We start from the raw sequence: 20,624 nt of genomic DNA on the forward strand, positions 1-20,624 counted from the left end.
ATTTAGAGATAAAATAGAACCGCCGTATACGGAACCGTACGTACGGTGGTGTGAGAGGACGATGATTAAATTAATTAATTATCTCCTACTCGATTGTTTATGAAATTAAGTCATTATATCAAATAACCACAATATAAACTAATTTATTCCATTTTATAATCATGACAAAGAAAATAAAAATTGATAAAATAGAGATAATCCTATAAAGTCTACATTTTTTGGTATCGTTAGGAAATGATATAAAGGGTATAGAAGATATTCAATTAAAAGGAGTGATTGCATGAAGCGTAAGAGAGTATTGCAACTTGTGGGAAGCTTTTGTTTAGGAGCTGTTGTTACATTATTACTATCTTTAGTATTTCCAGCTAAAAATCCAGCTCAAACTATTGTTTCACCAGCTAATTATGGGGAGACAGCTTCAATTAATCAAGTGTATGAAGCATTAAAGACATATCATTATTTTTATGAAGGTGACAGCCAATCTTTAATTGATGGAGCTATTTCAGGAATGATTGATGCTTTAGGCGATCCTCATTCAACATATTTTACAATGACAGACTATGAAAATTTTGTTGAGCACTTAGAAGAGACTTATTCAGGGATTGGATGCGAAGTAACGAATGTTAATGGGTATACAATGATTGTATCGCCATTTCCTGATTCACCGGCAGATGAAGCTGGAATTTTAGCAAATGATTTAGTCATTGAGGTGGATGGAGAAAATGTAGTCGGTCAAAATTTACAAGAGGTAACGAGTAAAATTAAAGGTCCTGTTGGATCAACAGTAATCCTCGGAATTCAACGCAACGATAATCCTGAGTTAATTTCTATTGAAGTGACAAGACAAGCGATTGATCAAGAAACGGTTAAATCAGAATTAATTCCAGCTGGGGAAGACTTAATTGGATATCTTCAAATTTCAACTTTTGGAGAAAATACGGCGAATGAATTTAAGCAAGCGATTGAAGCTTTAGAAGAACAAGGAATGACTTCTTTAATCGTCGATTTAAGAAATAATTCAGGTGGTTATTTAACAAGTGTAGTCGAGATGGTTGATTATATCCTTCCACCTGATCAAGTGATTACAACAATTGAATCTCGTGATGGTAGCGGAACAACATACAAAACAACAAGTGAAGGAAAAGATTATCCTGTTGTGACGTTAATTAATGAAGGTAGTGCTTCAGCTTCAGAAATTTTTGCTGCTGCGATGAAAGAGGCTGGCAAATATGATGTCATTGGAACGACATCTTATGGAAAAGGAACTGTCCAAGTTTCGATGCCATTAGATGATCATTCTTCTTTAAAAATTACAACTCAAGTGTGGAAGACACCAAATGGAAATTGGATTAATGAAGAAGGGGTAACACCAACGATTGAGGTAGAAGCACCAGAATTTTATTACTATTATCAAGTTTATTTAACAGACGGAGCACCACTTGAATTTGACATGGTAGATACAGCTATTAAAAATGCTCAAAATATTTTAAAAACATTAGGTTATAACGTTGGAAGAACCGATGGATACTTTGATGAATCAACCGTGTCAGCTGTGAAAGAATTCCAAGTGGATCATAGTATTGAAGCAACGGGTGTAATTGATAATAAAACAGCGAGCGAATTAACATTAGCATTACGAGAAAAAATTCGTGATAAGCAGTACGATACTCAACTTCAAAAAGCAATTGGTATGTTGCAGCAATAATAAAAATAGGAAGATTTAGAATCTTCCTATTTTTATTATGATGAATTCTTTAAGAATGGTTAATAGTAAGTGAGGAATAGGGTCCTTTAGCGCAAGTCTTATTGTTTAAAATGGCAAGAAAAAGGCCAGCGGTTAAGTAGATAGCGATGAATTTTTAGATATGATATAATGGATTTAATGTGAGGTGACATTTAATGACAAATGGTAAGTTTCAGATTGTTTCTAAGTATGCGCCTTCAGGTGATCAACCAAAGGCGATTGATGAATTAGTTCATAATATAAATAATGGTGTTAAAGAGCAAGTTTTATTAGGAGCAACAGGGACAGGGAAAACATTCACGATTGCTAATGTTGTTCAAGCAGTGAATAAGCCAACCTTAGTCTTAGCCCATAATAAAACGTTAGCGGGACAATTGTATAGTGAGTTAAAAGAGTTTTTCCCAAATAATGCGGTTGAATATTTTGTCAGTTACTATGATTATTATCAACCTGAAGCGTACGTCCCATCATCGGATACGTTTATTGAAAAAGATGCAAAGACGAATGATGAAATTGATAAGTTACGTCACTCAGCCACTGCAGCACTTCTTGAGCGTAATGATGTGATTGTCGTGGCTTCTGTTTCATGTATTTACGGGATTGGGGATCCAGAAGAATATAAAAAGATGATGGTTTCTATTCGTGTTGGAATGGAGATGGAAAGAAATGATTTATTAAATGAGTTAGTTCGTATTCAATATCAACGTAACGACATTGATTTCCATCGTGGGACATTCCGTGTACGAGGAGATATTGTCGAAATCTTACCGATTGCCACAGAAAAGAATGCAATTCGCATAGAGTTCTTTGGTGAGGAAGTTGATCGTATTCGTGAGATTGATACGTTAACTGGTGAAGTGTTAAGTGAACGTAAACACGTCGTTATTTTCCCAGCCTCTCACTTCGTAACAGGTGAAGAACGGATGAAAATTGCCCTTAAAAATATCGAGGATGAGTTAGAGGAGCAGGTTAAATACTTTGAGTCAGAAGGTAAATTATTAGAGGCTCAACGTATTGAACAACGTACACGCTATGATTTAGAAATGATGGCAGAAATGGGATTCTGTTCAGGTGTCGAGAATTATTCAGGACCACTTTCTTTACGTGAGCGTGGAGCAACGCCATACTGTTTACTTGATTTCTTCCCAGATGACTGGTTATTAGTCGCGGATGAATCACACGTGACGCTTCCACAGGTAAGAGGAATGTATAACGGGGACCGTGCCCGAAAAGAAACACTTGTCAATCATGGATTCCGTTTGCCTTCAGCTTTAGATAACCGCCCACTACAATTCAGTGAGTTTGAAGACAAAATTCATCAGGCCATTTATGTATCAGCAACGCCAGGTGATTACGAATTAGAACGTACTGATCAAGTGATTGAGCAAATTATTCGTCCAACGGGATTACTTGACCCAGTGATCGAGTTACATCCAAGTCGTGGACAAATTGATCACTTAGTCGGTGAAATTTATAAACGTATCGAGAAAAACGAGCGTGTCTTAATTACGACTTTAACGATTAAGATGTCAGAAGAATTAACGAATTATTTAAAAGAATTAGGGATTAAAGTAGCTTATTTACATTCTGAGATTAAGACGCTAGAACGTATCGAAATTATTCGTGATTTACGTGTGGGAACGTATGATGTTTTAGTTGGAATCAACTTATTACGTGAGGGATTAGATATTCCAGAAGTTTCACTGGTTGCTATTTTAGATGCAGATAAAGAAGGGTTCTTACGTAGTGATCGTTCACTTATCCAGACCATTGGTCGTGCGGCTCGTAATGCAGAAGGACGTGTTATTTTATATGCAGATAAAGTAACTGGATCGATGCAACGTGCAATTGATGAAACAGCTCGTCGTCGTGAAATTCAGGAGAAATATAATGAAGAGCATGATATTATCCCAATGACTGTTCGTAAAGATGTGCGAGATGTGATCCGTGCAACTGAAGTGGTTGAAAAAGAGGCGAAGTATGATAAGAAAATGTCTCGTAAAGATAAAGAAAAGTTAATGCAAAAACTTGAAAATGAAATGAAGGAAGCGGCAAAAGCGCTTGACTTTGAAACAGCAGCAACACTTCGTGATGCAATGCTTGAATTAAAAATTGAGTTAGGCTTATAATAGAGTTAATAGGAAGATAAATGTGGCAATGAGTCACTAAAGATAAGGAATGAGATAAATCTATGGAAAGTTTACGTGAGTTATATAAAGTAGGAAATGGGCCATCTAGTTCACATACGATGGGACCTGCTCGTGCAGCAAAAGTATTTATGGGACGTTATCCTGAAGCGACGTCTTATGAGGCTGTATTATATGGAAGTTTAGCTGCAACAGGTGAGGGACATTTAACGGATTATATTATTATTAAGACAATGGATCCAAAGCCAGTGAAGATTACATGGCGTCCAGAAGATTTCCGTCCCTTCCATCCAAATGCAATGCAGTTCATTGCTTATAATGAAGCTAATGAAGAAATCGGAACATGGACGGTTTATTCAGTAGGTGGAGGGTCAATTATTGAAGAAGGACAAGCTCGCGATGAGGTTGAGAGTGTTTACCCAAATACAACGATGAATGACGTATTAGACGTATGCAAAGAAAAGAACTGGACATTAGCTGATTATGTTTATGCTTATGAAGCAGATATTAAACCTTATTTAGAAGAGATTTTAGCAGTGATGCGTGAAAGTTTAATGAATGGATTAGTTGCAGAAGGAACGTTACCAGGAAAGTTAAATTATCCACGCCGTGCGAAACAATTCTTTGAACAAGCAAAAGCAAATCCAGAAGATTTATCTATTTTAATTTATGCGTATGCTTTAGCAGTTTCAGAGCAAAATGCGTGTGGAGATGTGGTAGTTACGGCTCCAACGTGTGGAGCTTCAGGTGTTTTACCAGGTGTTTTATTTGCTTTACAAGAACGTGAAGGATATAGTGATGAGCAATTGGTTGACGCGTTAGCTGTGGCAGGACTTGTAGGGGATTTAATCAAAACAAATGCCTCTATCTCAGGTGCAGAAGTTGGATGTCAAGGTGAAGTGGGATCGGCTTGTTCAATGGCAGCGGCAGCTGTCGCATTCTTAAAAGGAGCATCTAATTTACATTGTGAATATTCAGCAGAAATCGGGCTTGAACATCATTTAGGAATGACATGTGACCCTGTATATGGATATGTGCAAGTACCATGTATTGAACGTAATGCTGTTGCAGCAAAACGTGCGTATGATGCTGCAAAATATGCGATGTTAACAGATGGGTATCATACGATTACATTAGATCAAGTGATGCAAACGATGAAAGAAACGGGGCATGATTTAATGGCAAAATATCGTGAAACAGCTCAAGGCGGGCTTGCGAAACATTTTGCAGAATGCTAATGGACTAGGATTTATGAGGTTTTAATGGTATAATAGAGGATATTTAAAGTGAATGAATAACAGTAAAGGAAGTGACTGTATGGCAAATGAAGAAGCTAAGAAACCAAGCAAAAAACGTAATGTAACGAAAAAGCAAGTTGTTTTATATAGCTATATCGGAGTTTTGGCAGTTGTAACGGTCTTATTCGGTTATAATGTTTTAAAATATTTTTACTTAGATCCTCTAAAGGTTGCGGGGCAGCCGATTTACGGTTATCGTACCGAGAACTTGCAACCTATTACTGATTCGATGATTTCTAACGCTGAACAAGTAGGTGCAAGCCAATCAGGTGTAAAAGAAATAAAAGTGACGGTTCAAGGACCAGTTGTCTATTTTGATGTACGCGTTAATGATGGAGTTGATGTGGAGAAGGCACGTGCTGCCGCCGAAGCAGCAGCAACTGAGTTTTTAGCACAAGCAGGGGATGTTGCTAATGGTTACACTGTACAACTTGTTGTTTCATCAGGTGATATTAAAACATTAGTGGAGACAAATCGTGAAGAGGAATTAGCTTATTATAAAGAACATCGTCTTGATATTGTAGAAAGAATTGTCGCGCAAGCAGAGAAATATCCAACTGCAAAAAATATTGAGCGTGCTCAAAATAATATTAATGTCATGCCGAAGGACTATAATGAAAAGACTGGTCAGTATGAAGCACGATATCCTGAGGAGAAAGCAGCATTTCAAGCACGTATCGATGCTTTAACACCATTAACAGCTGAGGAAGAAGAAGAATTAGGTGAAATTCCGTATTTAGAGGTGGATCAATCGATTAAACCAACAAATATTTCACCTTATCCATGCTGGGGTGCTTACGATACAACAACAGAAACATTTGAATGGCAATAAAGGACGGGGAGACTAATAGTCTCCCTCTTCTTATGAAGAATTCAAATAGAAGTCTCAGTAATTGTTAGACTTTAATATTATAACTAAAAATGTAAAAATACTTTTTGTATATATAGGTGATAAATGATGGCGAAGAAAGTAGTACCAGTTCAAAAGAATGAATATTATGATGTGAAAATTGAAAGTTTAACACACGATGGATTAGGTGTAGCACGTGTGGATGGATTCCCAATTTTCGTATCAAATGCGCTAGTTGGTGAAGAGATTAATATGAAAGTGACACTTGTTAAAAAGACATACGCGTTCGGACGCGCCGTTGATTATTTTGTGACAAGTCCTGAACGTGTGGAGCCAGCATGCGGTATTTATAAACAATGTGGTGGTTGCCAAGTTCAACATTTAAGTTATGAAGGACAGCTTCAAATGAAGCATGATACGGTAGTTAACCAATTAAAACGTATTGGACATATTGAAGATGCAAATGTATTACCGACAATAGGAATGAAAGATCCAAGTCGTTACCGTAATAAAACACAAGTACCATTTGGTTATGCTAATGGTGAAGTAGTAGCAGGATTTTATCAAAAACGTAGTCATGAGATTACAAATATGAAATCTTGTTTAATTCAAACGGATATTTCAGACCAAATTGTGGATACCATGCGTGAGTTATGTCGTGATTTAAATATTGATCCTTATAATGAGTCATTAAATTTAGGGGTGTTACGCCATGTTATTGTTCGTGTTGGATTCAAGACAGGCGAAATCATGGTAACACTTGTTACTCGTACAAAAACTATTCCAAACATTGATACTGTGATTGAAACTTTAATCAACAAGTATCCACAAATTAAGAGTATTGCTCAGAACATCAATCCAAAAGTAACAAATGTTATTTTCGGAGATGAAACAAAGATTTTATATGGAGAGCCATATATTTATGATGAAATGAATGGAATTCGATTTGCGATTTCACCACGTTCATTCTATCAAGTAAATCCAGTACAAACTGAAACGTTATATTCAAAAGCAGTAGAATTTGCAGGATTAACAGGAAATGAAGTCGTATTCGATGCCTATTGTGGAATTGGAACAATCACGTTATTTTTAGCACAACATGCTAAAGAAGTTTATGGCGTTGAGATTATTCCTGAAGCGATTGAAGATGCGAAGATGAATGCAAAGTTGAATGGCTTTGATAATGCGCAATTCGCCGTTGGAAAATCAGAAGATGTAATTCCAATGTGGATTGAAAATGGTATTATTCCAGATGTCATCGTTGTCGATCCACCTCGTAAAGGATGCGATAAAACATTACTTGATACTATGTTAGAAGCGAAACCAAAACGTATCGTTTATGTATCATGTGATTCATCAACATTAGCTCGTGACTTAAAAATCTTAATTGATGGTGGATATAATCTAGAAGTCGTTCAGCCAGTCGATATGTTCCCACAAACAGCTCATGTCGAGGTCGTGACTATGCTTACACTTAAAGACGTGTAAGCATTAGCCCGACCCGATGCAATAGCTTCACCACGAAGTCGAGCAAGGTGATGAGTGAGTGGACTGAAGCCACTTGCGCGAGACAGTATTTGAGTTAGATTTTGTAATATGTAATTAGCGCCACCCAATGCAGCTACCTGCGCGAGACTGTAACGAGGCTTTTACGCATTAATAGAAAGTAACCAAAGTGCTATTTGAGATTTTAGTAGGACTATATGCAGACAAACTAAGAAAAGAAATGAGCTTATCAAGATAATAACTGATAATAAAAAAGTATTTTTTCTTAATGCTTGCTACCACCGATGCAAGGGTTCATCAACAAATCCTGTGTGAAATGGATATCCTCCATTTATAACTGTGGAAGCATTAAATGGTAAGTAGATGATATAGAAAAAGCGTTGATTCTTTTAAGATTCAACGCTTTTTTAATTTTTTAGTAAAAAATTAGCATTAAATACATTTTTATGTTGTTAATAAATTTTGAATGGAATTTTTTGTCTAAATGATTCATATGATTATTATCAGATACATCTAAATTATTTTCATTGAGGAGGGAGATAATGGATTTTGAGTTTATTAGGACGTATGCACCGATGTATGTAGAGGCTGCTAAGTTAACCATTAGTATTGCTTTTTTTGGAATTCTATTATCTACTTTTTGGGGATTTATTTGTTGTGTCATTCGATATTATAAGATTCCGGTTTTGAATAGAGTGATTGGTGTTTATATTGAGCTTTCAAGAAATACTCCTCTATTAATTCAGTTGTTTTTCTTATATTTCGGGTTGCCGAAGCTAGGAATCTTTTTAAGTTCTGAAGCATGCGGGGTATTAGGATTAACTTTTTTAGGTGGAAGTTATATGGCTGAGGCGTTTCGTAGTGGGCTTGAGGCTATTCCAATAAGTCAAACAGAATCAGGATTAAGTTTAGGATTAACAAAATGGCAAGTGTTACGATACATTGTTATTCCACAGGCAGCTGTTGTTTCTTTACCCGCTTTTACTGCCAATACAATCTTTTTAATTAAGGAAACATCTGTCTTTAGTGTTGTCGCACTTGCGGATTTAATGTATGTCGCTAAAGGATTAATCGGCTTATATTATAAAACAGATGAATCATTACTAATGTTAGTTGTTTCTTACTTACTGCTGTTATTACCGATTTCTCTAATTTTAAGCTTCATTGAAAGGAAGGTGCGCTATGCAGGAGTGGGGAATTAGTGTTTTATTTGAAGGAAGGAATTTTATTCGTTTATTAGAGGGGTTATGGGTTACGTTAGAAATCTCATTAATCTCGGTTTTAATTTCAGTGATTTTAGGAATTGGAATGGGAATTTTAATGAGTCTGAATTCTAGAATTATGAATCTTGTCTGTCGTATCTACTTAGAGAGCGTTCGAATTATTCCACAATTAGTGTTACTGTTTTTAGCTTATTTTGGCTTAAGTAAGTCGTTTGGAGTTAACTTATCAGGTGAGGTCGCTGCAGTTTTAGTTTTTTCTTTTTGGGGAATTGCAGAAATGGGAGACTTAGTACGTGGGGCATTAAGTTCTATTCCAAAACATCAATATGAAACAGGACTTGCGATTGGGTTAAGTAAGCGACAGCTTTATCAATATGTCATTATTCCTCAAACGATTCGAAGATTATTACCTCAGATGATTAATTTAGTGACACGTATGATTAAAACAACCTCGTTAATTGTACTAATCGGTGTTGTAGAAGTAGTAAAGGTGGGTCAACAAATTATTGAAGCTTCTCGGTTAACAGTGCCAAGTGCTGCTCTTTGGATTTATGGTGTTATCTTTCTTCTTTACTTTATCATCTGTTATCCAATTTCATTACTAGCGACGAAGTTAGAAAAGCGGTGGGAGGTGTAAAAAACGATTATGAGTGAAACGATATTAAAGTTAAACCATGTGACGAAAAGTTATGATCAAAATGTTATTTTTTCAGATTTATCATTAGAAGTAAAAAAAGGAGAAGTCGTTGTGATTTTAGGACCGTCTGGTTGTGGAAAAAGTACCTTACTTCGATGCATTAATGGACTAGAAAAAATTCAAGCAGGAGATATCTTACTAGAGGATGAACTTATTAGTCATCAAAGTAAGAAAATGCCATTGATTAGACAGAAAATTGGCATGGTATTTCAAAGTTATGAATTGTTTCCACATCTGGATGTATTACATAACATTATCTTAGGACCTACAAAAGCGCAAGGACGTGATAAAGCTGAAGCCATTAAAGAAGCCGAAAGATTACTGGCTCGAGTGGGATTGCTTGATAAGAAAAACGCATATCCACGTCAATTATCTGGTGGGCAAAAACAACGGGTAGCTATCGTTCGTGCCCTTTGTATGAAGCCAGAAATTTTATTGTTTGATGAGGTGACAGCTGCCCTTGACCCAGAAATGGTTCGAGAAGTATTAGATGTGATTCTTTCCCTTGCTAAAGAAGGAAGTACGATGGTAATCGTCACACATGAAATGGAATTTGCCCGTGCGATTGCTGATCGAATTATCTTTTTAGATGAAGGGAAAATCATTGAAGAAGCCGATCCAGAAACATTTTTTACAAATCCAAAAACAAAAAGGGCAAAACAGTTTTTAAATCTATTTAAATTTGAATAGAAAGGATGAATGAAAATGAAAAAGTGTTTATTATGTTTGGTTACTTTATTATTAACGTTAGGTGTTTTTACAGCGTGTCAAACTTCTTCATCGGATGATAGCCAATCAAAAGCAAGAACGGTTGAGGAAATTAAACAAAGTGGCAAAATTGTCATTGGCGTATTTAGTGATAAAAAACCATTTGGGTACGTTGATTCTAACGGAGATTATCAAGGCTATGATGTTTATTTTGGTAATCGTATCGCCAAAGACCTTGGGGTAGAAGTTGAGTATGTACCAGTTGAAGCAGCGAGTCGTGTAGAGTATTTAGTTTCTAATAAAGTCGATATTATTTTAGCGAACTTTACAGTGACTGAAGAGCGAAAAGAAAAAGTAGATTTTACGCTTCCTTATATGAAAGTGGCTCTTGGTGTCGTTTCACCTGATAAGGCTTTAATTACAGATGTAGAAGATTTAAAAGGTAAAACGTTAATAGTATGTAAGGGAACAACAGCAGAGACATTTTTTACAGAAAATTATCCAGAAGTTAACTTGTTAAAATTTGATCAATACACCGAAGCTTATAATGCGTTATTAGATGGTCGTGGAGATGCGCTTTCTACGGATAATACAGAAGTATTAGCATGGGCCATTGAAAATGAGGGGTTTAGTGTTGGAATTGAATCATTAGGAAATATTGATACAATTGCAGCAGCAGTTCAAAAAGGGAATCAAGATTTATTAGATTGGTTAAATAATGAAATTGTTGAACTCGGAAAAGAAAACTTCTTCCATGCCGATTATGAAGAAACATTAGCTCCAGTTTATGGGGAAGCAGCAGATGCGGATAATATTGTTGTAGAAAGCGGAGTTGTACAATAAAATTTTTTGTGAATAAGAAATGAGAATATTTATTTGATAACTTAGATAGTTATGGAAGAATTAGACTAGTCATTTTGAATGTGGTTGTCAATAAAATAAAAAACTGCTCAATTAAGAGCAGTTTTTTATTTTTCAGAAAAAGTAGCTGCGAATTCTTGTATAACATTGTGAACCTCATCGACATGGTTAGGTTTAATCAACATCGTAATTTTAGGAATGAATTCTCCAATATCAGCATGAGTAAATGTACCAGCTTCTTGTTTTTTGAAGTTTTCATTAATAAGTGCTTGTGCTTCATCTACTTTTCCATCTTGAACTCTTTTAAGGATATAATTTAAGAATTGCTCTTGTTTATTATTCATTGTTTGACCTCCTATCAAATATAGTATGTACGTTTGTTGCGAGAGTATTAAGCGATAGATGTAATTAAGGGGAACGATTTTAAATGATGACAAGCTTTCTTTATTTTTAGTGAGATGAACTATCAGGTTTATTTTTTCTTGATTGACAATGCAAACAAAAGGTGTTAATCTAAATTATATAGTATTAAAAACTAAGTTGATTAGAAATATTAACTTTTATATATGGAGGGCTTAGTATGATTAAGATTGTGGCGGATTCATCAACGCTTTATTCAAGAGAAGAGGCAAAACAAAATCATTTAGATATTAGACCACTATCGGTAACGATTAATAATAAAAGCTATAAAGAATTAGAGGAATTAACAACTGAAGGCTTAGTAGAAATGATTAATGAGGGGTATTTTCCAAGTTCATCTCAACCTTCAATTGGAGATGTCGTAGAGATGTATGAAAAATATCCTAATGAGGAGATTATTAATATTTCATTAGCGGATGGATTATCGGGAACGTATCAATCAGCATGTATGGCAAAGTCAATGGTAGATCATGAAGAAAATATTACAGTTATCAATTCGAAGACGCTTTGTGGGCCACATCGTTATCTTGTAGATGTTGCTGTGAAATTAGTTGAAGCGGGTAAGACGAAGTCTGAAGTAGTAAGCGAAATTGAATCGCTAATAGAAACTTCTACTTCTTTCCTGATTCCGAAAGATTTTGATTATTTAGTTCGTGGTGGACGTTTATCACCATTGGTTGGTCGCATTGGTGGTTTAGTAAAGTTAGTACCGGTCATGACATTATCTGAGGATAGTACACGTTTAGAGAAGTTTGCGACGAAACGTACATTCAAAAAAGCAATTCAAGCGATTTGTGATGATTTAATAGCGAAAGGCGTAAATGATGAATATAAGATTTATATTTCACATGCATGTGATGAAGAGTTGGCAATGGAGACAAAAGATATTATAATTAAAAATATAGAAAGTATTGAGACTGAGGTAATGCTGCTGACACCCGTTTTTACAGCACAAGGTGGTCCAGGATGTATTGCAGTTCAGGCTATTAAAAAACATGATATTTTAAAATAGAAAGTTAGGAAGAACTATGGATCATAAAGAAATGTTAGAGTTTCATTGCCCAAGATTTGATGAATTGCCAACGATTCCTTTGTACAAGGATCAGGTTATTTCGTATGTCGAAGATGTACTGAAACCATTAAATTTAAATCCAGAGGAAAAGTTATTAACACCAACAATGTTAAATAATTACGTCAAACAAAAGGTTGTATCTCCACCAGTCGGTCGTCGTTACACTGAAAAGCATTTAGCGTATTTGATTGTCGTTTGTTTATTTAAACAAGTTTATAGTTTAACAGAAGTTTGTGAAATGATTAAAATTCAGATGAATTTATATCCAACAAAGGAGGCTTATGACTTCTTCTGTGTTGAATTAGAGAAAGCCTTACAGTTTGTTTTTATTAATCGTGAATCCATTGAACCAAACTCAGCAAAGAATATTACATTTGAAACAGAAGTTTTACGCTCTGCTGTCATGTCTATTGCACATAAGTTATTTATTCAAAAATATTTACTCGATAAGAAAGAAGCAATACCTTCAAAAAAAAGCAAATAAAAGAAAATCTTCTTCTTATGAAGAATTAGTACTCGATCGATTTTTAGAACCAGATGTTAAAAAAATAAGAAAACTCCTACTAATTAGTCTCAGTAGGAGTTTTTTTGTAGAGTTATTTGACGCTCTTAACTTCATATTCTTGGAATCGATATTTTTGTCCGGTTGGATTTACTTTTCCTTCAGGAACCTCTTCAACAAACATGCCATAAGGTCGTACGAAAAGGCCGCATTCACCGTATAGGGCTCGATAAAGAACCATGGTTTCTTGCGTTTCTGAATGTTTGACGAAATCCTCAACTAAATATAAATCACCTTTAAAGTGTCTAAAGATTTTTCCTTTTGAATTTGTAATATCTCTCACATTAAAACCTCCTTGCTTCAATTATCTTCTTTATTATATAGCTTTTTTTCTTGTTCATGTTTAAATTTGTATTAGTGTCCCTATAATTGATATAATAGGAGATGTTTTAGGAGGATATTTTTTTTATGAAATTAAAATTAAGTGATTCATTGATTGAACGTATAGCAAGGTTTGACTCAATTTTTTATAACGGGAACATCTTGCATGATTCTGGAGCTGTTAAGACAATTAATTTTTTAAAAACTCAAAATTCCGATGCTCCTTATGAAATTTGTTCCATTGTTCATGACTTTACTGGAAGAGAGTATCATGCCGAAGCTGATTTCGATACTAAAGGAAACATTCAAAGTATCGGTTGTGACTGTCCAGCATCACATCACTATCAATCATGTTGTATACATGTTGTAGCAATGCTATTTCAAGCACAATATGAACAAAAAAGTCGTCGTATTTCTTGGGAGGATGCTATAGTATTTTATCAAAGAAATACGATTAATCAATTGTTAGATCAATATGAAGATTCATTAGTTCAAGAGGTGAGAATGAATTTAGAAGATACATCCACCGTATCTTTAATTCCTAAGTTAAGATTTGAAGGTGAGGTAACAAAATTAGAGTTATCGATCGGAACAAAACGATTTTATGTTATTAAAGATTTGTTTGATTTTATTAATCGAATAGATACACAATCAGAATTTATTTATGGAAAAGAATTAACTTTTAATCATGATATTCGTCGTTTTGATGAGCAATCATTAAAAATTCTAAATTTTGTGAAATCGATAGTAAAGGACCGACAGTTTATTACACAGCAGTATCGATTACCAAACTCGGAACGTCGTAGTTTATTGCTAAGTTCTATGAAATTGCGTGAATTACATGATTTATTACTTAATACGAAGTTAAATTGTTATGTTGAAAAAGACGAATGGAAATCTATCTTAATGACTAATCAAAGACCAAATATTCAATTGAAGATTGAACAAGCTAAGAATAAAGGACTACTTCTTACACAAACAAAAGGAAAAATGTTAATACGTGGTAGAGGAAAGGATTATTTCCTTTTGACACAGGATAGCTTATGGTTTATGGATGAAGAGTTTATTAATTATATCTTCCCAATTTTAAAAGAAATTATTGTAATGAGTGGCTACTTATATATTTCAAGTGAACAAATTCCTCACTTCTTATCTGTTATTTATCCACGTATTGCCGCATTTGTTACTGATGATAGCATTAATTATTTACAAGGTAAATATGAGATGCCACAACTTGATAGTAAAGTATATTTAGATTTAAATGATGATTTAGCGGTTGAGGCAAAAGTAGAATATGGTTATAATGGCCATTTGTATAATCCACTTACTGACGAGTTACCATCAACTATTGTTCGTGATAAAGTGAAAGAAGTGCAACTTATGAATGTGTTTGAAACTTATGATTTCAAGATTGATAAAGATAAGATGGTGCTTAATGATGATCATCAAATTTATCAGTTTATGAATCAAGGCGTTCCGGCCTTAATTGCACAGCATGAAGTAAATGCGACGGAACGTTTTAAAGGGATGAGCCCAAAACAAGTGAATAAGAAAGTATCAGTCGGGGTACGTTTACAAAGTGATTTAATGACTTTTAAATTAGAAGATTTAGCATTTGATGTGTCCGAGTATCAAGAGGTGTTGGCACAGTATCAATTAAAAAAGAAATATTATCGTTTAAAAGATGGAAGCTTTTTAGAGTTAGATTCTGAGTATATGCAATCGTTTTTTAATTTAGTAGAGGATTTAGAATTAACCGAAGAAGACTTACAACAAGATGAAATTCAACTCTCGAAATATCGTGCACTTTATTTAGAACGAATGCTTGAAAAAAATGAAGTTAAATCTAAGAAAAATAAGGCCTTTCGTCAATTAGTTAATGATTTTGAACAAATTGATGAAATGGAATATGAACTGCCACAAAATTTACAAGCGACGTTACGTCCATATCAGGAAACAGGTTATCGTTGGTTAAGAACGTTATCTGATTATGGAATGGGTGGAATTTTAGCTGATGATATGGGGCTTGGGAAGACGCTACAAGTGATTGCTTTATTGTGTGCAGAGTACGAGCGAGAAGTTGATAAACCAAGCCTTATTGTTACTCCGAGTTCACTGGTCTTCAACTGGCAAGCAGAGTTTGAACGTTTTGCCCCACATTTACGTGTGTTGACGATGACAGGAACAGTGAGTGAGCGCAGCAAGAAATTGAGTACTTTAAACAATTATGATGTGATTTTGACGTCATACGATTTGCTGCGTCGTGATATTAAGGAATATGAGGCAGCATTTAAATATGTGATTTTAGATGAGGCGCATTATATTAAAAATCAGGCGACACAAAATGCGAAGGCGGTAAAAAAACTGAACGGTGAGATCCGTTTTGCCTTAACAGGAACACCGCTTGAGAATTCAATTGCAGATGTATGGTCAATTTTTGATTTTATTTTGCCAGGATATTTATTGAGTTATGCGAAGTTTAAAAAGCAGTACGAGAATCCGATTATTAAAGATAAAGATGAAAAGTTACTTGCGCGTGTTCATCAGTTAGTAGCACCATTTATTTTACGCCGCTTGAAAAAAGATGTCTTAACGGAATTACCAGATAAGGTAGAATCAGTTGTTTACTGTGAGTTAGACAAGGCACAACGTAAGTTATATGAAGCAACACTTATCAGTATGAATAAAGAACTTCAAGCTGAACTTGGAGAAGGGAATGAAGGGCAAAGTCGTATGAAGATGTTAGCAATGTTAACACGTCTTCGCCAGCTCTGTTGTCATCCTGCACTTTATTTGGAAAACTATAAAGATGAAAGTGCAAAGTTAAATTTATGTTTAGAATTAATTCAGGAATGTAAAGACAGTGGACACCGTATGTTGTTATTCTCACAATTTACATCAATGTTTGATTTAATCGCACCAAAGCTTGATGAGTTAGGTATTTCTTATTTTACGTTAACAGGTGAAACAAAATCGGAACAACGTGTTGCCTTAGCAAACCGCTTTAATGAAGGTGAAGCTGATGTGTTCTTGATTTCATTAAAAGCAGGTGGAACGGGATTGAATTTAACAGGAGCGGATGTCGTGATTCATTATGATCCATGGTGGAATATGAGTGCACAAAATCAGGCGACGGATCGTGCATACCGAATGGGACAACAAAATAAAGTTCAGGTTTATAAGTTAATCGCAAAAGATACAATCGAAGAAAAAATTGAAAAACTTCAACAAAGAAAATTAGAATTATCAGATTCTCTTGTTAAAGAAGGCGAAACATTCATTACCCATCTTTCAATGGATGATATTCAAGAACTATTTGAATCTTAATATGAAAGCTTAAAGGAAATATACGTTTATTTGTGTATATCCTTTAAGCCTTTTTTATGTAAAAAAAGCCCATCATATAATGGGCTTAAATTAATTCGTCTAATTTTTCAATCAGTTTTCCAATTACTTCAACATAATCAGTAACAATACGATGAGCAATTTCATTAGCAATCTGTTCGCTGTATAAATGGGACGTTGCATTTCGATCTTCTAATAAGTTAATCCATATTTTATCATTATCAATCAAATGGTTCGCGTAAGCTTTTTTGTAAATCATTCTTGGAAATGAATTTTCCATTGTAATACCAGAATATTTAAAAAATTCTTGAAGGGTTTTGTGTGTTAATTCATATGTGAATTCAAAGCGCTGAATCAAACTATCTCGAATGATTTCATTTTTTCCATCATATAGATTTGCAACCTCAACTAGTCTTTGATAGGCTTTTTTTAAATTAGTAAATTTATATTGAATTTTTCTCATAAATTACGATTCCTTCTCTATTAATTTGTTCTAAAAAATAATCTTCTGTTAATTCAGTAATATGTGTTATATCGTATTCAAGCAATGTCGTCGTCATAAGTTCTATTTCTTCAATAAACGTGGAGATAGATCCTTTGGCATAGACAGCTAAATCAATATCACTTCTCTCACTATTATCTCCTCTAGCTCGTGAACCAAATAATAATATTTTTTGGATTTCTGGGTGATGAGTCGCAATCTGTCCGATTTCTTTTAGTATTTGCTTATCTAGATTCATTAATATCACCTCTAATATGGGAAAAGTCAAAAGTTAATTATGTCATATTCATATTGTAACATAAGTGTAAAAAATAACGACAGATAATCATTGAGTATTTCATGTTTTATGGAAAGATATTGGAGTAATGAGATTTATTACATCAACTTGAAGTATACAATAAGAGTGAAATTCAAGTGTAAAGTTAGAAGTGATTCCTTTTAAAATAGTATTTTACTATATGAAATATAAAGCTAAAATGGAGGGGGTAATGAAAAAGTATGATTCTGATTGCAAGGTGATTACTAATGGTTGAAGTGGAATGAATTCTACTCAATTAAGAAGTTACTTATCGGAATTAGTTGAGGTAGATGATGATGTGGTGTTACTGATGATTGGTACAAATAATCGAAAGCTTTTTAATGAAATGGAGATTTTGTTTCATGATTTAGTAGCTATTATTAATCAGTTAAAAAATATAATAAAGAAGTTATTTTATTGCTGACAAATTCAGTTACCACATTAGACGATAGTTATGAGAATCGTTTGTTTAAACAGGCTGATGTAAACGAGGTTTTGAAGTGTTAATGGCAGAAGGAGATGGTTTGCATCCAACTGATAAGGTGTATGAATTGATGTTTAAGTATCGAGTCAAACGTTTGGAATTATAAAAGGAGAGAGTGATTATGGGATACATAATGGATTTAAGACAATTAGTTGGTTCACAACCCATTGTGATGGGGGGAGCTAATGTAATTTTATTAGATGAGAATGAGCGTCTTTTGCTTAAGCTAAGACACGACAATAATTGTTGGAGATTGCCTGGTGGAACTTTAGAACTTCTGGAAGTTTAGAAGAAGTCGCGAAGCGAGAATTATATGAAGAGAGTGGGTTCATTGCTAAAAGATTAACTTTGTTTAATATATTTTCAGGTGAGGAGTTTTATTACGGATATCCAAATGGGGATGAAGTATATAAATTTCATCGCGACTTATAGTTGCACTGATTATCGAGGAAACTTGAAAAAAGATGCGGCAGAAGCAAAGGATTTAAAATTCTTCTCTTTAGATGACTTACAAGAGAATATTAATCCTCCGGAAGTAGTAATTATTAAAGCTTTTTTAGAGTCAGATTTAATATAATCTATTGATTAAAAATCAATTAATATCCGTTATAATAGAGGCAAAGGTTATATTTGATTTTTAAGGAGGTTTAAGATGAGTAGAGGTTTATTGGATCCTAAAGTTGATTTTGTATTTAAAAATATCTTTGGTTCACATAAGCACCCTAAAGTATTAATTTCATTTTTAAATGCAGTCTTAAAACCAGTGAATAAAATTACTCGAGTAGAAGTTCAAGGGACAGATTTAGAAAAATAATTTTTAGAGGATAAATATTCTCGATTAGATGTTGAAGCAACAACAAGTAATCAGGAGATTATCAATATTGAAATTCAGTTGAAGAATGAATATAACATGATTAAGAGGAGCCTCTACTATTTAAGTAAGATGTATGAAGAGCAGTTAAGTAATGGAGAAGATTATTCTCAATTAAATAGAACGATTTGTATTAATATTTTGAATTTTAAATATTTAAGATCAGAGAAGTTTCATACTGCTTATCGTTTTAAAGAGTTAGAAACGCATGAGGAGTTAACAGATGTTATGGAAGTTCATTTTATAGAGATTCCTAAACTTCCGAAAAATAGTGATGCTAAGGATATGTTAGTCGCTTGGACTGAGTTTTTAATCGATCCTGAAAGTGAGGCTGTACGTCGATTAGAGATGAGTATTGAGGAAATCCGGGAAGCAAAGGATGAACTTATCCGTATGAATAGTAATAGGGAGGAACGTTTATTATATGAAATGCGTTCTAAAATTTTACAAGATAACATAAGTGTTTTGAATGAGGCAGAGTGTAAAGGTGAGCAAAATAAAGCTTTTGAAATAGCAAGAAATTTATTAAAGTCTCTAGATAATGAAACGATTTGTAAAATGACGGGACTCTCGTCTGAGGTCATTGATAATTTAAGAAAAGAATAGATGAAAAAAATCCCCTGACCTAAATAGTTGGTAGGGGATTTTTTTGTTTTAAATTAAGCACGAGAAGCGTAAATTTCTTTTTCTGCATCGATGAAGACTTGTGCAATGACTTCATATGTTTTTGCCCATGCATCGATAATTTCATCTGTAGCAGCCTCACCTAAAACTTGTTTGATAGCCTCTAATAAATGCTTTCCTACGATTGGGTAGTGTTCTTCTTTTACTCCACAGTCGCAGTGACGAATGGCAATACGTTGTACAACGGGCATAATAGCGCCTAAGTTATCAACGTTTTGTGCAGCTGCTAAAACTGTCATAGCTAATGCTTTTGGTTGTTCCCCTGATTTTTGTTTACTCATATCAAATAAAGGTGCTACTTCTGGATTTTGTTCAAACATATTTTTGTAGAATGTTGTGGTAATATCTAAACCGTGCGCTTTTAATGCAGGGACAGTACTTTTAATGATATCAATTGTATGTTGATCTAACATATAAATCTCTCCTTATTCATTGTTTTTCTTACTGACAGTGATAGAATAACATACAGAAATTAAATGTGCAAATAAAATGCACATTTAAGATGATGAAGGATTTTTAAGTCTTGTTTTCATTCAAGTGAAGACAGTTTCTGTTGTATAATTGAAACAAAGGTGGTGTTTAATATGCAATTATCAAAGTTTAGTGATTATAGTTTTCGAGCGCTCATTTATTTAGCTCATCATAGTGATGAATTATGTACCGTTGATGAGTTAGCAAAGGCATTAAATACATCAGAGCATCATATGAAAAAAGTTATCCATCATCTTGGAAAAACGGATTATATTATTTCAATTAAAGGTCGTGTTGGTGGATTAAAGCTCGGGTTAAAACCAAGTGAAATTAATCTAGGTGATCTTTTAAAGGTGACGGAAGATAATATGAACATTGTCGAATGTTTCAGTAAACCAGAGAGTTGTCCTTTAATGTCATCAGGATGTAAATTAAAGCACATTTCTTCTCAAGCCCTCAATCAATTTATAAAAGAATTTTCAAAGTATACATTAGCCGATTTACTATAAAAAAGTGCTCCATTAACCAGACAGGTCTAATGGAGTTTTTTTGCATATATG

Annotated in this window: 21 protein-coding genes and 1 pseudogene; 17 read left to right on the forward strand and 5 right to left on the reverse strand. The window is 34.1% G+C overall.

Translation table 11 applies throughout. The features are described from left to right. The first annotated feature begins 280 nt into the window (after positions 1–280). The 9 genes from NEH75_RS04080 (at position 281) to NEH75_RS04120 (ending at position 11,016) form a co-directional block, all read left to right on the forward strand. Entirely contained in the window at positions 281–1,705 is a 1,425-nt protein-coding gene (locus tag NEH75_RS04080; RefSeq protein WP_055305987.1) for a S41 family peptidase, read from the forward strand. Positions 1,706–1,899: 194 nt separating this feature from the next. Then, on the forward strand, positions 1,900–3,873 hold the full coding sequence (gene uvrB, locus NEH75_RS04085) for an excinuclease ABC subunit UvrB (protein ID WP_055305988.1): 1,974 nt from the start codon (positions 1,900–1,902) through the stop codon (positions 3,871–3,873). A gap of 62 nt (positions 3,874–3,935) precedes the next feature. After that, positions 3,936–5,129 (forward strand): L-serine ammonia-lyase, iron-sulfur-dependent, subunit alpha, encoded by a 1,194-nt coding sequence (locus NEH75_RS04090; protein WP_262940888.1) that lies wholly within the window; start codon positions 3,936–3,938, stop codon positions 5,127–5,129. 52 nt (positions 5,130–5,181) lie between these two features. Then, complete coding sequence (locus NEH75_RS04095; protein ID WP_147614391.1) at positions 5,182–6,021, forward strand: hypothetical protein; 840 nt, start codon at positions 5,182–5,184, stop codon at positions 6,019–6,021. Positions 6,022–6,147: 126 nt separating this feature from the next. Then, positions 6,148–7,527, forward strand: a complete 1,380-nt coding sequence (gene rlmD / locus NEH75_RS04100; RefSeq protein WP_262948556.1) for a 23S rRNA (uracil(1939)-C(5))-methyltransferase RlmD — start codon at positions 6,148–6,150, stop codon at positions 7,525–7,527. A 560-nt stretch (positions 7,528–8,087) separates the two neighbouring features. Beyond that, entirely contained in the window at positions 8,088–8,747 is a 660-nt protein-coding gene (locus NEH75_RS04105; protein WP_212724169.1) for an amino acid ABC transporter permease, read from the forward strand. Further along, positions 8,728–9,405: an amino acid ABC transporter permease gene (locus NEH75_RS04110; RefSeq protein ID WP_212724168.1), complete on the forward strand. Its 678-nt coding sequence runs from the start codon at positions 8,728–8,730 to the stop codon at positions 9,403–9,405. The genes NEH75_RS04105 and NEH75_RS04110 overlap by 20 nt, the downstream gene beginning before the upstream one ends. A gap of 9 nt (positions 9,406–9,414) precedes the next feature. Next, positions 9,415–10,155: an amino acid ABC transporter ATP-binding protein gene (locus tag NEH75_RS04115; protein WP_317452416.1), complete on the forward strand. Its 741-nt coding sequence runs from the start codon at positions 9,415–9,417 to the stop codon at positions 10,153–10,155. Between the two features lie 15 nt (positions 10,156–10,170). Next, complete coding sequence (locus NEH75_RS04120) at positions 10,171–11,016, forward strand: cysteine ABC transporter substrate-binding protein (protein WP_262948557.1); 846 nt, start codon at positions 10,171–10,173, stop codon at positions 11,014–11,016. Between the two features lie 125 nt (positions 11,017–11,141). Here NEH75_RS04120 and NEH75_RS04125 read toward each other — a convergent pair whose 3' ends face one another. Next, the gene (locus NEH75_RS04125) at positions 11,142–11,378 is read right to left on the reverse strand and encodes a hypothetical protein (RefSeq protein ID WP_055275134.1); all 237 of its coding nucleotides are present in this window, start codon (positions 11,376–11,378) and stop codon (positions 11,142–11,144) included. Between the two features lie 236 nt (positions 11,379–11,614). Here NEH75_RS04125 and NEH75_RS04130 point away from each other — a divergent pair, with 236 nt between their 5' ends. Together NEH75_RS04130 and NEH75_RS04135 are read left to right on the forward strand one after the other, a co-directional pair. Continuing rightward, positions 11,615–12,466 carry a DegV family protein gene (locus NEH75_RS04130; RefSeq protein WP_262948558.1) on the forward strand — a complete coding sequence of 284 codons (852 nt, stop codon included), beginning with the start codon at positions 11,615–11,617 and terminating at the stop codon, positions 12,464–12,466. A gap of 16 nt (positions 12,467–12,482) precedes the next feature. After that, a complete protein-coding gene (locus NEH75_RS04135) occupies positions 12,483–13,010 on the forward strand; it encodes a DUF1836 domain-containing protein (protein WP_212725698.1) in 528 nt (175 codons plus the stop codon). A 112-nt stretch (positions 13,011–13,122) separates the two neighbouring features. Here the strand turns inward: NEH75_RS04135 and NEH75_RS04140 are convergent, their stop codons facing one another. Beyond that, positions 13,123–13,371, reverse strand: coding sequence for a DUF1653 domain-containing protein (locus tag NEH75_RS04140; protein WP_055275129.1), 249 nt, complete (start codon positions 13,369–13,371; stop codon positions 13,123–13,125). Between the two features lie 125 nt (positions 13,372–13,496). Between NEH75_RS04140 and NEH75_RS04145 the strand changes: the two genes are divergently transcribed. Then, positions 13,497–16,736 carry an SNF2-related protein gene (locus tag NEH75_RS04145; RefSeq protein ID WP_262940885.1) on the forward strand — a complete coding sequence of 1,080 codons (3,240 nt, stop codon included), beginning with the start codon at positions 13,497–13,499 and terminating at the stop codon, positions 16,734–16,736. 85 nt (positions 16,737–16,821) lie between these two features. Here the strand turns inward: NEH75_RS04145 and NEH75_RS04150 are convergent, their stop codons facing one another. After that, positions 16,822–17,217 carry an HI0074 family nucleotidyltransferase substrate-binding subunit gene (locus NEH75_RS04150; RefSeq protein ID WP_055242700.1) on the reverse strand — a complete coding sequence of 132 codons (396 nt, stop codon included), beginning with the start codon at positions 17,215–17,217 and terminating at the stop codon, positions 16,822–16,824. Next, entirely contained in the window at positions 17,198–17,494 is a 297-nt protein-coding gene (locus NEH75_RS04155; RefSeq protein ID WP_055242698.1) for a nucleotidyltransferase domain-containing protein, read from the reverse strand. Before NEH75_RS04155 ends, NEH75_RS04150 begins: the two co-directional genes overlap by 20 nt. 301 nt (positions 17,495–17,795) lie before the next feature. Between NEH75_RS04155 and NEH75_RS04160 the strand changes: the two genes are divergently transcribed. From NEH75_RS04160 to NEH75_RS04175, 4 genes and pseudogenes are all read left to right on the forward strand, one after another. Then, on the forward strand, positions 17,796–17,978 hold the full coding sequence (locus NEH75_RS04160) for an SGNH/GDSL hydrolase family protein (protein WP_055242696.1): 183 nt from the start codon (positions 17,796–17,798) through the stop codon (positions 17,976–17,978). Between the two features lie 181 nt (positions 17,979–18,159). Beyond that, entirely contained in the window at positions 18,160–18,327 is a 168-nt protein-coding gene (locus tag NEH75_RS04165; RefSeq protein WP_201023074.1) for a hypothetical protein, read from the forward strand. Positions 18,328–18,438: 111 nt separating this feature from the next. Continuing rightward, a complete protein-coding gene (locus tag NEH75_RS04170; RefSeq protein ID WP_262940884.1) occupies positions 18,439–18,615 on the forward strand; it encodes a hypothetical protein in 177 nt (58 codons plus the stop codon). Positions 18,616–18,690: 75 nt separating this feature from the next. After that, a pseudogene (locus tag NEH75_RS04175) lies at positions 18,691–19,515 on the forward strand (Rpn family recombination-promoting nuclease/putative transposase). A gap of 53 nt (positions 19,516–19,568) precedes the next feature. Here the strand turns inward: NEH75_RS04175 and NEH75_RS04180 are convergent. Further along, a complete protein-coding gene (locus tag NEH75_RS04180; RefSeq protein WP_055242694.1) occupies positions 19,569–20,006 on the reverse strand; it encodes a globin domain-containing protein in 438 nt (145 codons plus the stop codon). A gap of 171 nt (positions 20,007–20,177) precedes the next feature. Here NEH75_RS04180 and NEH75_RS04185 point away from each other — a divergent pair, with 171 nt between their 5' ends. Next, on the forward strand, positions 20,178–20,573 hold the full coding sequence (locus NEH75_RS04185) for an RrF2 family transcriptional regulator (RefSeq protein WP_212723973.1): 396 nt from the start codon (positions 20,178–20,180) through the stop codon (positions 20,571–20,573). The last annotated feature ends 51 nt before the right edge of the window (positions 20,574–20,624 follow it).

Source organism: Turicibacter sp. T129 (genome assembly GCF_025594975.1).
Lineage (GTDB): Bacteria > Bacillota_I > Bacilli_A > MOL361 > Turicibacteraceae > Turicibacter > Turicibacter bilis.

Coding starts and splice junctions, on each gene's coding strand:
- NEH75_RS04120 (WP_262948557.1), top strand. CDS start 10,171: ATGAAAAAGTGTTTATTATGTTTGGTTACTTTATTATTAACGTTAGGT.
- NEH75_RS04105 (WP_212724169.1), top strand. CDS start 8,088: ATGGATTTTGAGTTTATTAGGACGTATGCACCGATGTATGTAGAGGCT.
- NEH75_RS04180 (WP_055242694.1), bottom strand. CDS start 20,006: ATGTTAGATCAACATACAATTGATATCATTAAAAGTACTGTCCCTGCA.
- NEH75_RS04165 (WP_201023074.1), top strand. CDS start 18,160: ATGGGATACATAATGGATTTAAGACAATTAGTTGGTTCACAACCCATT.
- NEH75_RS04185 (WP_212723973.1), top strand. CDS start 20,178: ATGCAATTATCAAAGTTTAGTGATTATAGTTTTCGAGCGCTCATTTAT.
- NEH75_RS04090 (WP_262940888.1), top strand. CDS start 3,936: ATGGAAAGTTTACGTGAGTTATATAAAGTAGGAAATGGGCCATCTAGT.
- uvrB (WP_055305988.1), top strand. CDS start 1,900: ATGACAAATGGTAAGTTTCAGATTGTTTCTAAGTATGCGCCTTCAGGT.
- rlmD (WP_262948556.1), top strand. CDS start 6,148: ATGGCGAAGAAAGTAGTACCAGTTCAAAAGAATGAATATTATGATGTG.
- NEH75_RS04145 (WP_262940885.1), top strand. CDS start 13,497: ATGAAATTAAAATTAAGTGATTCATTGATTGAACGTATAGCAAGGTTT.
- NEH75_RS04170 (WP_262940884.1), top strand. CDS start 18,439: ATGAAGTATATAAATTTCATCGCGACTTATAGTTGCACTGATTATCGA.
- NEH75_RS04135 (WP_212725698.1), top strand. CDS start 12,483: ATGGATCATAAAGAAATGTTAGAGTTTCATTGCCCAAGATTTGATGAA.
- NEH75_RS04155 (WP_055242698.1), bottom strand. CDS start 17,494: ATGAATCTAGATAAGCAAATACTAAAAGAAATCGGACAGATTGCGACT.
- NEH75_RS04110 (WP_212724168.1), top strand. CDS start 8,728: ATGCAGGAGTGGGGAATTAGTGTTTTATTTGAAGGAAGGAATTTTATT.
- NEH75_RS04080 (WP_055305987.1), top strand. CDS start 281: ATGAAGCGTAAGAGAGTATTGCAACTTGTGGGAAGCTTTTGTTTAGGA.
- NEH75_RS04095 (WP_147614391.1), top strand. CDS start 5,182: ATGAATAACAGTAAAGGAAGTGACTGTATGGCAAATGAAGAAGCTAAG.
- NEH75_RS04160 (WP_055242696.1), top strand. CDS start 17,796: ATGAATTCTACTCAATTAAGAAGTTACTTATCGGAATTAGTTGAGGTA.
- NEH75_RS04150 (WP_055242700.1), bottom strand. CDS start 17,217: ATGAGAAAAATTCAATATAAATTTACTAATTTAAAAAAAGCCTATCAA.
- NEH75_RS04130 (WP_262948558.1), top strand. CDS start 11,615: ATGATTAAGATTGTGGCGGATTCATCAACGCTTTATTCAAGAGAAGAG.
- NEH75_RS04125 (WP_055275134.1), bottom strand. CDS start 11,378: ATGAATAATAAACAAGAGCAATTCTTAAATTATATCCTTAAAAGAGTT.
- NEH75_RS04115 (WP_317452416.1), top strand. CDS start 9,415: ATGAGTGAAACGATATTAAAGTTAAACCATGTGACGAAAAGTTATGAT.